Genomic DNA, 12489 nt, shown 5'->3' on the forward strand with positions numbered 1-12489 from the left:
AAACCCTGATGTCGAGGGAATTTCCCCTCCCTACACCCTACACCCTACACCCTACACCCCCTCTAGCAGCGCTATATCCCGTTCGGGGGGGGCAGGTGGGGAGTCGGTATTGGGGAGTGGGGATCGGTTAACGGGGGGGCGAATGGCAGCGATCCCCTACAATCTCAGATTTCCCCCCCGCCCCAATTCGCCGCATCGGGACTCAGATATGAGATATTAAGTAATGAATCAAAAGTTAACATTAGGAGTTTCAACGTGATCGAACCCTTACTCTCTGGAATCGTCCTCGGTCTGATTTTGGTGACGCTGGCCGGACTCTTCTTCGCGGCTTACCAGCAGTACAAGCGTGGCAATCAACTCAACATTGACTAATTTCCGGCGGGGCGATCGCACGCATCGCCCTGACTCCCGGAATAAAACGTGAGGGCCGTCGATCCGTAGACTTTTCGACGGACGATCGCCAAACCGGGAATTTCCACCATCTCCCGCTTCGGGTCATGTTCGGCGATCAGTTCCCCTCCGGGGGCGAGGAGTCGCTCGATCGCGATCGCCTCCAGAACCGGTTCATATAAATCGGACCCATAGGGCGGATCGAAATAGATGCGATCGAATGGTTCCCCGGACAGGGATTTCAAACGCTTCGCCACGTCCCCCCGCAGAACCCGAAAGGGCTGTTCGGATGTCGCTACCTGTTGCCAATTTTGTTTGATAATCTGGCAGGCCCGCGGCGAGAGTTCGATCGCCGCCGCACTCGCCGCCCCGCGACACAGGGCCTCGGCCCCCATCGAGCCACTGCCCGCGCACAGGTCCAGCCACCGACACCCGGCGATCGGCTGCCAAATATTGAACACCGCCTCCCTCACCCGGGCCGGCGTCGGCCGGGTGTCCCGTCCGGGGAGGGTTTTGAGCTGGCGGTTGCCGTAAATTCTCAGGGCCATTCCGACGACTATCGCGACGCCGAACCCGCCGTCTGTTGGCGGGAGGCCACCCGGTTGACGAAGTTGGAGAGCAGTTGCAGGCCCCTCGTCGAAGATTTTTCGGGGTGAAACTGCACCGCCATCACGTTTTCATGGGCGATCGCGGCGGTCACGGTTTGGCGGCCGTGGGTGATGGTGGCGGCGGTGATGGCCGCATCCGCCGGATCGACATAATAGGAGTGCACGAAATATACCCAGGGATTTTCGCCCAAATTCTCCCACAGGGGTAGGTCGGGTTGGGTGAATTGCAGTTGGTTCCAACCCATGTGCGGGATCGTCAGCCCGGGTTCCGACGCGAACCGCCGCACCGTCCCGGCAAATACTCCGAGTCCGGGTTCGGTTCCCTCTTCCCCGGACTCGAACAAAATTTGCAGTCCCAGGCAGATCCCCAAAAAGGGGACGCCGGAGGCGATGACATCTTTGATGGGGCTGATCAAATCGCGCGATCGCAGGTGTTGCACCGCCGGGTCAAACGCCCCCACACCGGGCAAAACCACCGCGTCGGCGCCGCCGATGACCGCCGGATCGTCGGTAATTTCGGGGGTGGCTCCCGCCTTCTCCAGTCCCTTGCAGACCGAGTGCAGGTTGCCCATGTCGTAGTCGATCACTGCGATTCGCGTCATTGACAGTCCTCGTTCAGGTGAAGTCATCTTTCATGATATCGGAAGATGAGGTAGGGGAGCCCAGGAAGCGGAGGGGTCTGGCCTCCTCTTCCCGACTCCCTAATACTGACTCCCGACTCCCCAAACTACCGCAGGGCGTTGACGACTTGGTTCATGACGTTCAACTGTTCGAGGGTGGGGGAACAAATGTCGCTGCCGGCGAGGCGGTCGAGTTCGGATGCGATCGCCCGCAGGGTCTCGGCCCGGCGGTGCATCCGATCGCTGATGCTTTCGCTGCCCTTGGCGATGCACTCGGGACAGACTTCGCTGAGGAATTCCCCCGAATCCCGGTAGGCCCGGGCGACGACCTCCCGGGGGCGGAAGGGGCTGCCGCACAGGTGGCAGTAACACTTTTCGTCAAAGTCGTTGCTTTCGATCTCAATTTTCATAGTTGCTGGTGTTCAACTCTACAGGTCGAATGTTAAGTTTGTATACAAACCGACTTTTTCTTTATATTATCTTAACACCATCTGTAGCGCAAATAGCGGAAATGCAAGTCATCTTTCGATGATAAAACCCCACGTCCACCGCCCCGGCGTTTTTTATCCGGATGCAAATTAAAAATTGGGCGATCGCCGGCTCCGATCGCACGGATGAGGCTCGAATTTTTAAAGCGTCGGGAGAGAAAATTGACTCAAAAACATCGTCGCAAAATTGAGAATTTGATAATATTTTTTAATCGAAATTAATTTTTATGAAAAAAATGTGAAGATGTGCCGCGATCGCTCAAAATGCTCAGATTTAACAGATTGCCGGCGGGCGAACTGCAATACTCAAGATCGCATGATGTATAACATCTGCATTCGGTTCCCACAGAGTGAGATTTGGATTGACTGCGTTGTTGGATTCTGCGAAAAAAGCGTCGGTTGATTTTAGCCGGTTGGAGGGGCTTTTCCCTCGGTTTAGATGTCATCATGCCCTGGAGATATGGAGTGCGTCAAAATATGCCTGATTCTCTGCCCACAGTCGGATGCACCATTTGCGGTTCCTGCCATCCCAATGACATCGGCGCCCCGGCCGAGCGCGAGTTGGAGTTCGCGAAAGTGCGCGATCGGTTGATCTCGAGCTGTGTCAAGTCGCCGTGTCACCTGCAAACGGCAGACGGGGGGTTTCGATACTATCCGTCCCCCGATTTTGACCTGTTCCCCAACGGCCGCAGCAACCCCTTCGCCTCGTCCCTGGTCATCTGGGAAGCGACGAATATTCTCACCCAAGGTCTTTCCCTGTCTTGGCATTCCGATCGCGATCAAAAACTCTGTTACCGGCGGTCGATCAAAAAGGGGGAAGGGGAAATGTGTTTTCGGATTTCCGACCGCCTCGACTGCCGTTCCCTGACCTCAGAAACCGCCCGACAGGCGATCGCCGATTTTGATATCAAAGCCGCCGCCCTGAACCTGATCTACGCCGCCTTGGCGACCCATGTCGATCGCCCCTGGGACCAACCCTTCGCCATCGACAGCCAGCAAATCGAACATTATCTGGGATTAGATCGGCGAAAAGATCTCGACAAACAGGCCAAACTCGCCCTGATCGAATCCCTGGCGTTGCAACCCTGCCAACTCACCGTTTCTTTGGACTGGCCCCGCCAGGGTGCGATCGGCGAATTTACCCTCGAAGAACATCCGGTTTGGGAACTACTCGATATCAACCACCACACCGATCCGGCCGACGGACATTTGGTCGGACTGACGTTGATGATCCGGGCTGGACGCTGGGCGGAATACTTCCTCAACCGCAAGGCGGCGCGGGAAAAAACCGCCTTTTATCAGACCGGAATTCTGCCCGAATTTATCTTGAAAGCCATCATGCGGTATTGGCAACAGCACGAAGGCGCCGTCCGGGCGATCGCGTGGCTGTTATTCAAGCTGACGGTGGGCCAAACCCAACCCGTCGCCGTGTCCACTTTGTTGCGGATCGGCTACGGGGAAGAAAAAGTCCGACAATCCCTCTACGACCGCGATCGACGCAAGAAACTCGTCCGCACCTTTGAAGGCGATTTAAAAGTCTTGTACGACTACGGCCTCCACCCCATTTTCGACCCCGTAACCTACCCGCCCCAACTGCAACCGATGTGGGTCAAATTGTTGACGTTGCCGGAAGACGGAGAGGAAGCTCTGGAATTTTGGATGAATGACGCCCAGCAGGATTTCAGCATCACCGATCCCAGCCCCCGCTACAAACTTTCTCAGTTGATGAACGCCCGGATTTTGCAGTTTGAATTGCCCCCCGAGTGGGGGCGGGCGATCGCCGATCTCGATAGCATCAAATTCCACAAAACTCCCCGCCGAACTCGGACGAAGCGCGTCAAAAAACCCGTTTCGACCCTGGGGGGAAGCTGGGTTTTGGAAAACCGCAAACGCAAGGGTTGGAGTCAGCGAAAGTTGGCTCAATCTCTGGGTAAAAGTCAGAGTTGGGTGCGGGATATCGAACGGGGACGCATCCGGATCAAACCCGCCCTGCAGGAAAAACTCAAACAACTCCTGGAACGCCAATAATTCTCTTCCGGGCGTCCCCCCTTACCTCCCGGCAGGGGGGTTATTTTCACTACGCGATCGCCACGATCATACGGGATTGGATAAATTCTAGAACGGTTTCCAATCCCTGTTTGGTCTTCAAATTCGTAAACACGAAAGGCCGATCGCCCCGCATCTTTTTGGCGTCCCGCTCCATCACGTTCAAGTCCGCCCCCACGAAGGGCGCCAGGTCGATTTTATTGATCACCAATAAATCGGATTTTGTGATTCCAGGCCCGCCTTTGCGGGGGATTTTATCTCCGGCGGCGACGTCGATGACGTAAAGGGTGAGATCGACGAGTTCCGGGCTGAAGGTGGCGGCCAAATTATCCCCGCCACTCTCCAAAAAGACCAGATCTAAATTGTTGAAAGTCGCCTCCAATTCTTCGATCGCGCTCAGGTTGATGGAGGCATCTTCCCGAATGGCGGTATGGGGACATCCCCCCGTTTCCACCCCCACGATGCGATCGCGATCTAAAGCCTGCGATCGCATCAGAAATTGTGCGTCTTCCTGGGTGTAAATATCGTTGGTGACGACGGCAATTTGAAAGCGATCGCGCATCGCCTTGCACAACGCATCCAGCAGGGCTGTTTTTCCCGAACCCACGGGACCCGCGATGCCGACTCGAAACGGACTCATAAGCGCCTCAACAACCGGATTTACGAAATTGTATTATTTTAGCATGGTTCGGGTGTTGCGATCGCCCGGTTTTTGGAAAATCATCAGATGTTGCTGGGGCAAGGTTTCCAGGGTTTCGACCCACTGCAAACCCACCGCCTCCATTTCTTTGACGGCTTGTTTTTCCGTCATTTTGTGCAACCCTTTGATCAAAATAAACGGATTTTCACGGCGGTATTCCACCAGGGCAACCCGTCCGCCCGGTTTCAGGCTCTCGGTTATTTTTTCCATCATTTCCCGGGGGTATTTAAATTCGTGATAGGCATCCACCATCAGCGCCAAATCTACGGCGGATTCGGGCAAGTGGGGGTCGTCGGGGGCGCTCAAAATCGGTTCGACGTTGGTGATTTGTTCTCGGTCGATGACGAATTGCATCAACTCTAACATCTCCGGCTGAACGTCCGCCGCCAACACTTTGCCATCGGGAACTAACGGAGATATTCTAAAGGTAAAATATCCGGTTCCCGCGCCGATATCCGCGACGACATCGGCGGGTTGTAGGCCGAGGGAGGCGATCGCCGTTCGGGGATTTTCCGAGGTGGCGCGGTCGTCCCGTTCCAACCAGGCGGCGGCTTCGTGTCCCATGACTTTGGCAATTTCTCGCCCCATGTAAAATTTGCCGATTCCGTCGGGACTGTGGAGCGATCGCGTTTCATAAATGCCGTCCGATTCGGTGACGGTCAGAGCTTGAACCGACTGGCAGGAAGTCAAGGCGATCGCGAAAATGATAGTAACGATCGCCGAAATCATACCTTTTAATTTTAACCGATTGAGCGTCATTTATTTGGAATTCCTGGTCAGGTCGATGATAATATCATAGCGAAAATCCGCCGCCAACCGGGCGAGCATCCGGGCCAAGGATTCGTGGTGGGGCGGAATTTTGGCGATCGCATCCGCAATTAACTTGCCATTCAGTTTGGTCGCCGCTTGATTGAGTTCTGCGATCCAAGATGGGGGCATCACGGCCAGGGAATCCGGCGTCAAATCGGACGGGTCGGTATAATTGATCGGCGGCGTTTGGGAGGGTGTGATTGGGCCGTTTTTCCCGTGATTCGCGGCAGTTTTTTCGTAAATAAACCGCACCCCCAGATGCTTCGCCATCGTTTCAAACAACCGTTCTACCCGAAACGGCTTGCGAACGAAATCGTCGCAGCCGGCGGATAAAACAATCGATTTTTCCTGCTGTAGGGCGCTGGCGGTCAGGGCGACAATCACGGTGGCCTGACCCTTCAAATGACGCTTGATGAACTGGGTCGCCTCGTAGCCGTCCATCACCGGCATTCTCATGTCCATAAAAATCAGATGGGGTTCCCATTCCTCCCAAATGGCGATCGCCTCCCGGCCATTTTCCGCCTCTCGAATTTGGAAGCCAAGGGGTTTTAATAACTTCACCACCAATTTGCGGTTCGTCCAGTTGTCGTCTACGATCAAAATGCGATAATCCGGCTGATTTTCGGCCAGGGCGATCGCCCGTCCGGTGGCAATTTCTGGCTTTTCTGCGGTCGATTCGGCCACTTCGGCTTGAATGTCAAACCGAAATATCGTCCCCCGCCCCAATTCACTTTTGACCTGCATTTCTCCCCCCATCAGGCGGACAAATTGTCGGGTGATGGAGAGTCCTAACCCCGTCCCCTGTTGCGACTTGCGGCCCGTTTCCGTCTGGGCGAAGGGTTCAAATAACAGATCCATTTCCCGGGGAGAAATTCCCGGGCCGGTATCCTCCACTTCCAACCAAAGTTGCAGTTTGGAAGCGTCCAATTGACCCAATTTCACCCGCAGAGTCACACCGCCGACCTCGGTAAATTTGATCGCATTTCCCAATAAGTTGATCAAGGCCTGACGCAGTTTGCTTTCGTCGGCGCAGAGATGATTTGGGATGTCATCTGCTATTTCAAAATTCAAGGTCAGGCCCTTCGATCGCGCCTTGAGTTCCAGCATTTCCCGGATGCCATTCAACAACATCCGGAAGTCAAAATTGCCGGGATTGAGGGAAATTCGACCCGCCTCAATTTTCGACATTTCCAAGACATCGTTGATCAGATCTAAGAGATGTTCGCCACTGCGGCCGATGATTTCCAAGTGTTCTCGATGATCGCGGAGGGTCGTTTCGGAATGGTGGGAAAGTTCCCGTTCCATCAGTTGCGTAAATCCCAGGATCGCGTTCAGCGGCGTCCGCAATTCGTGACTCATGCGGGCGAGAAATTCACTTTTGGCGCGACTGGCCGTCTCGGCGGTTTCTTTGGCCTGTTGGAGGGCGATTTCCGCCTGTTTGCGATCGCGGATATCCCGCACCACCGCGCAGCCGTATTCCCGGTTATTGTACTCCAAATGGCTGAGGGTAATTTCCACCGCGATCGCCTCGCCGCTGCGGGTATAATGTTCGGATTCAAAGGTAAATGAACCTTCCCGCCGCAGGTCGTCCCAGGCGATCGGCCAGCCCCCGGGAGGGGCGATCGGATCGATATCCCGCACCTCCATTTTTAGCAATTCTGCCTTGGAATAACCGAGGATCTGACCGGCCGCTTCGTTGGCGTAAAAAAACCGGGCTTCGATATCGCTGAACAGGACATAATCCCGCGATTTGTCGATAGAAAATTGCGTCAATCGCAGCTTTTCGTCGATTTCCTTGCGTTCGGTGATATCTTCCAATACCCCCAAAACTCCCAACACTTCGCCATCGGATTTCACTAGGGGAATGCGGCTGACATCCAGCCAAATTCGGCGCCCCCCCGGCCCCGGTTTTTGCTTGGGGGCGACCCGGTTCATTTCGGCGGTTCTGGACTCCAAAACTTGGCGATCCTTTTCCCGGTAAAATTCGGCGATACTGCGATCGCCAAACAAATCAAAATCCGTCTTGCCCACCACCGCCTCGGAACTTTCCAACCCCGCCGCTTCCGCCCATTTTTGATTGCAGCCCCGAAACACCAAATTCATGTCTTTCCAAAACACCTGCTGGGGGATATTGTCGAGGAGGAGGCGGAGATACTCTTCTTTTTGGCGAATTTCTTCTTCCGATCGCTTCCGTTCCGTGATGTCGATTACCTGGGCGATCGCTGACCGGGGATGGCCCGCCAAATCGAACCGCAAATAACAGGTGACGATCCCGTAAACCCAATGTCCGTCCCGGTGGCGGTAGCGTTTTTCCAGGGTATATTGTTTCACCTCCCCCGCCATCAATTTGGCGAAATTCTGTCGGGAAATTTCGCGGTCTTCCGGGTGGGTGATGGCGTTAAAATCCGACTCTAACAATTCCGATTGGGAATGGCCGACGAACTGGCAAAACGCCGCATTTACCTCCAAAAAATGACCCTCGGGGGAGATTTCCGCAACGGCGATGGGGGTGCGGTGAAACAGATCCCGCCGGAAGGCTTCGCTTTCTTCCAGCGCCGCTTCCAACTGTTTGAATTGAAAATAAGTTTTGGGTTCCCGATTCATGGCTGGCGGATGGGTTTTGAGGTGGGCATTTAACCGGTGGGAAGGGTAAAATAAAAACTCGTCCCCGTCCCCACTTCCGACTCCACCCAGATGCGTCCCCCGTGGCGGTCGATAATTTTTCGGCAAATCGCCAAACCGATGCCATTTCCCGGATATTCGCGGCTCGTGTGCAGCCTTTGGAAGATCTGAAAAATGCGATCGCCCTGTTCGGCGGGGATGCCGATTCCGTTATCGTGGATGCCGAATTGCCACATTTCGTCCTTTTTGACGGCGGAAATTGTAACTTTTGGAGGAACACCCGGACGCTGATATTTGAGGGCATTGCCGATCAAATTTTGAAACAACTGCCCCAACTGAACGCGATCGCCGAAGACCGTCGGCAGCTCGTCATAATTAATGATAGCACCACTTTCCGCGATCGCCAGGTGCAGGTTCGCAAGGGTTTCCGACAGCAAAACGTTGCAGTCCGCCATTTCAAACGGATGCCGTTTGGTTCCCACCCGGCTGTAATGCAGCAGATTTTTAATTAATTCTTGCAGCCGCATTCCTTCATCCAAAATGGGGAGCACGTATTCTTCCGCTTCCTCCTCAAATTGAATTTGGGATTTCAGGGCCAGCATCAATTCCGCAAATCCGGTGATCGTCTGCAGGGGTTGCTGGAGATCGTGGGAAACAATATAAGCGAATTGTTCGAGTTCTTGATTCGATCGCTTCAGATCTTCATTTAATTGTTTCAAGCGGGAATTTTGGTGTTTCAACTGTCTTTGAAGTCGCCGAATTGTCAGTTGATTTTCCACCCGCGCTAACACTTCTTCCACTTGAAACGGTTTGGTAATGTAGTCCACCCCGCCGACGGAAAACGCTTTCACTTTGTCGAGGACATCATCCAAAGCGCTGAGAAAAATAACCGGAATTTCGGCCGCTTCCGGCATGGTTTTTAAGGTCGAACAAACTTCGTAGCCGTCCATCTGCGGCATTTTGATATCCAGCAATATCAAATCGGGGGGATTATTTTTGACCGCCATCAGCGCCAACTTTCCGTTGATGGCACATTGCACTTCGTAGTTGCGATCGCCGAGGGTAGCCGACAGCAGCCGCAAATTGTCCGGCGTATCGTCAACGATCAAAAGATTTCCTTTTTCAGTTTCGGCGGAATGGCTTTTCATGGGCGATGCAAGCGGGGGAGACACGGGGATAAGAACCCCCGTTCAATTGTACCGCAGTATGGGGGACGGCTCTCAATTGTCGCCCGACAAAATCAACGGTCCGCCTCGCCGATATAACTCGCTGCCTGCAAATTGAACATCTTGGCATAAAGTCCCCCCGCCGCCATCAATTCGGCGTGGGAACCCACCTCTATGATACGGCTGTTTTCGAGCACCACGATGCGATCGGCCATGCGAACCGTCGAAAAGCGGTGGCTGACAAAAAACGTCATTCTTCCTTTCGTCAGACGGCGAAATCTTTGGAACAATTCCGACTCCGCGATCGCATCCAACGCCGCCGTCGGTTCGTCTAAAATTAAAATCGGGGCGGAACTCATGAACGCCCTCGCCATGCCGATTTTTTGCCACTGTCCCCCCGACAGATCCGTCCCCCCGTTGAAGATTTTTCCCAAAATGGTTTCGTAACCCTGATCCAAAGATTCAATCACTTCTGTCGCCCCCCCGGCAGTCGCCGCTTTATCGATAGAAGCCAAGTCATCTCGCCGCGAAAGATCGCCGAATCCGATGTTATCCTGGGCGGTGAGACTGTACTTGGCGAAGTCTTGGAAAATCACGCCGATATTCTGCCGCAAATCTTCCAGGGCGATCGCATTTAAGGGTATTCCATCGATCGCAATTTCCCCTTCGGTGGGATCGTAAAGTCGGGTAATCAATTTCAAAAGCGTGGTTTTTCCCGCCCCGTTCACCCCCACCAACGCGACACTTTCCCCCGGTTTTACGGTCAAATTCAACTGTTGCAGCGTCGGTTGTTTCGCCCCCGGATAGGCAAACGTCACGTCCCGCAATTCCAAGCCGGAGACGATCGGATTTGGAAACGGTTTCGGATCGGGGGGATCGATCACCTGCGGCGAGAGATCCAGAAACTCGAAATACTGGGAAACGTACAAATTATATTCGTAGGTTTGGGCGATACTTTGCAGGATTTGTTGCAACACCGATTGAGCCTGGGCGAAGGCGCCGGAATACATGGTAAAATCCCCGAGAGTAATCGCACCCTGAACCGTGCGGGCGATCGTCCATCCGTAGGCGCCGTAGTAGCCGAAATTCGCCACCGTCCCCGCCCAACCCCGTACCGAGGCGAAGCGACGGGCGAGGGATGCCGACTGGCGGTTAAATTCGCTGCGGATGTCCCCCCACTGTTGCAGGAGATATTCCCCGAGGCGGAACAGCCGAACTTCCTTGGCGAAGGCGTTCTGGGTGAGGACCCGTTGCAGATAATCAGCCCGCCGTCCCGCCTGAGTTTGCGATCGCGACAGCCAAAACCGGCGCCCGGAATAGTTCACACTTACCCACAACGCCGGGGCGGACGTCAGCAGCAGCAACACCATCACCAGGGGGCTGAAACTCAGCAGCAGGGCGATGGAACTGACGAAACTCACCGACTGCCCCAACAAACCCGTCAGGGTGCCCAAAATTCTCACCGGGTAATCGCTGCCACTCTGCTGGGCACGGCTGAGGGTGTCGTGAAATTCGGGCAGTTCGTAGTGGGACAGGTCCAGGCGGATGGCTTGGCGGACGAGGACGCCGTTGGCGTGGAGGGAAAAGCGATCTTTGAGGACTTGCAGGGTGTAGGCGTTGGCTTGGTTGGCGACTTCCGAAACGACACTCAAGCCGAAGCGTAAGGCGACGAGTCCGAAGATGGGGAACCAGGCGATCTGGGGGTTGCCGATATTGGCGACGACGAGATCGACGACGAGTTTGGTGACGTAGAGTTCGGTGACGGGTCCGATGCCGCGAATCAGGGTGACGGCGGTGGAGGCGAGGAGGTAGCCCGGGGCGGCTTGCCACACCAGTTTGACGAGTTTGGGGGTGTTGGAGATGACGTTGAAAAAGCGGGTTTGTCGCGATCGCTTCGGCGGTTCGGGGGTGGGGTTGTCGAGTCGGCGGTTGCGGCGTTTGAATGACATGGCGATCGCGGATGGGGTGGCAGTTTTTTAGCTTAACGGTTTTTTGGGAATCGGGTAATATTGAAGGCGGCGAGTGGGGGCGCTCAAGCCCAACAACGGAGGTTTGTATTATAGAGAATTTGACATTAAAGGCGGCGAGTGGGGGCGCTCAAGCTCAAAAACGGACGTTTGTATTATACAAAATTTGACCGATTTTTTTTTATCAAAATATGTTGGATCATTTGTTTGACTCCGATCGCCTTTGGTTGGGATTGGCGATCGGCAATTCTCACCTGCACTGGGGCAAGTTTCGGGGCGCGACTTTAATCGAAACTTGGGATACCGACCATTTGCAAAAATCCCCTTCGGAAATGGGGTGGAATTGGATTGATGGGCGATCGCCTTTACCTTTGGTTGTGGCTTCCGTCGTCCCCGCACAAACTCAATGGTGGGAAAACTATCCCCATTTAAAAGTTCTCAAATTGGAGGATTTGCCACTGGGGGGGTTGTATCCGACCCTGGGCATCGACCGCGCCCTGGCGGTGTTGGGGGCGGGGGAAAAATTGGGCTTTCCGATATTATTAATCGATGCGGGGACGGCTTTGACCGTGACGGGGGCGGACGGCGATCGCCACTTGGTCGGCGGCGCGATTTTGCCCGGTTTGGGATTACAGTTTTCCGCCCTCGCCAACCGCACGGCAACGTTGCCGGAAATTGCCCTGCCGGATGATCTCCCCCCGCGTTTCGCCTCCGATACCGACGGGGCAATTAGAAGCGGAATTATTTATACTATCATAGCAGGAATGATGGGATTTATCAAGGCTTGGACGGAAAATTTTTCAGATACCAAAATCGCGATCACTGGGGGCGATCGCACCCGAATTCTCACCTATTTTAAACGCCAATACCCCAAAATAGGGACTTCCATCATTGAAGCCCCCGAAGCCATTTTTTGGGGGATGTCAACTGCGATGATTGGCGAGAGTCGAGCCGCCGATAAATAGGAAATTTTCTCGCCCCCAAACCGCCAATTCTGGGGGCTTTGATTCCGGGAAATTTTCTCGCCCCCAAACCGCCAATTTTGGGGGCTTTGATTCCGGGAAATTTTCTC

11 protein-coding genes are annotated in these 12489 nt (G+C 54.4%); 3 read left to right on the plus strand and 8 right to left on the minus strand.

Features of this window, described 5'->3' with window-relative positions:
• Positions 1-255 precede the first annotated feature (255 nt).
• The gene (petG, locus tag AC0QHF_RS16615) at positions 256-372 is read left to right on the plus strand and encodes a cytochrome b6-f complex subunit V (RefSeq protein WP_317265763.1); all 117 of its coding nucleotides are present in this window, start codon (positions 256-258) and stop codon (positions 370-372) included.
• On the opposite strand, the gene rsmD is transcribed toward petG, so the two are convergent.
• From rsmD to AC0QHF_RS16630, 3 genes are all read right to left on the minus strand, one after another.
• Positions 369-938 (minus strand): 16S rRNA (guanine(966)-N(2))-methyltransferase RsmD, encoded by a 570-nt coding sequence (gene rsmD, locus AC0QHF_RS16620; protein ID WP_324705347.1) that lies wholly within the window; start codon positions 936-938, stop codon positions 369-371. The two genes, petG and rsmD, sit on opposite strands and share 4 nt — an antisense overlap.
• Positions 939-946: 8 nt before the next feature.
• The gene (gene hisH / locus AC0QHF_RS16625; protein WP_324705348.1) at positions 947-1600 is read right to left on the minus strand and encodes an imidazole glycerol phosphate synthase subunit HisH; all 654 of its coding nucleotides are present in this window, start codon (positions 1598-1600) and stop codon (positions 947-949) included.
• 125 nt (positions 1601-1725) lie between these two features.
• Complete coding sequence (locus tag AC0QHF_RS16630; protein ID WP_324705349.1) at positions 1726-2028, minus strand: CbrC family protein; 303 nt, start codon at positions 2026-2028, stop codon at positions 1726-1728.
• A 555-nt stretch (positions 2029-2583) separates the two neighbouring features.
• On the opposite strand from AC0QHF_RS16630, the gene AC0QHF_RS16635 reads away from it, so the two are divergent.
• Complete coding sequence (locus AC0QHF_RS16635) at positions 2584-4134, plus strand: helix-turn-helix domain-containing protein (protein WP_324705350.1); 1551 nt, start codon at positions 2584-2586, stop codon at positions 4132-4134.
• Positions 4135-4183: 49 nt separating this feature from the next.
• On the opposite strand, the gene ureG is transcribed toward AC0QHF_RS16635, so the two are convergent.
• The 5 genes from ureG to AC0QHF_RS16660 all read right to left on the minus strand — a co-directional run bounded on the left by ureG (position 4184) and on the right by AC0QHF_RS16660 (position 11399).
• Positions 4184-4792: an urease accessory protein UreG gene (gene ureG / locus AC0QHF_RS16640; RefSeq protein WP_324705351.1), complete on the minus strand. Its 609-nt coding sequence runs from the start codon at positions 4790-4792 to the stop codon at positions 4184-4186.
• A 33-nt stretch (positions 4793-4825) separates the two neighbouring features.
• Positions 4826-5611 carry a class I SAM-dependent methyltransferase gene (locus AC0QHF_RS16645; RefSeq protein ID WP_324705352.1) on the minus strand — a complete coding sequence of 262 codons (786 nt, stop codon included), beginning with the start codon at positions 5609-5611 and terminating at the stop codon, positions 4826-4828.
• Positions 5612-8266 carry a PAS domain S-box protein gene (locus AC0QHF_RS16650; RefSeq protein WP_324705353.1) on the minus strand — a complete coding sequence of 885 codons (2655 nt, stop codon included), beginning with the start codon at positions 8264-8266 and terminating at the stop codon, positions 5612-5614. It lies immediately after the preceding gene.
• Positions 8267-8295: 29 nt separating this feature from the next.
• Positions 8296-9432, minus strand: coding sequence for an ATP-binding protein (locus tag AC0QHF_RS16655; protein WP_324705354.1), 1137 nt, complete (start codon positions 9430-9432; stop codon positions 8296-8298).
• 92 nt (positions 9433-9524) lie between these two features.
• On the minus strand, positions 9525-11399 hold the full coding sequence (locus AC0QHF_RS16660) for an ABC transporter ATP-binding protein (protein WP_324705355.1): 1875 nt from the start codon (positions 11397-11399) through the stop codon (positions 9525-9527).
• A gap of 209 nt (positions 11400-11608) precedes the next feature.
• Between AC0QHF_RS16660 and AC0QHF_RS16665 the strand changes: the two genes are divergently transcribed.
• The gene (locus AC0QHF_RS16665; RefSeq protein WP_324705356.1) at positions 11609-12382 is read left to right on the plus strand and encodes a pantothenate kinase; all 774 of its coding nucleotides are present in this window, start codon (positions 11609-11611) and stop codon (positions 12380-12382) included.
• The last annotated feature ends 107 nt before the right edge of the window (positions 12383-12489 follow it).

The organism is Lyngbya sp. CCY1209, from assembly GCF_055795065.1.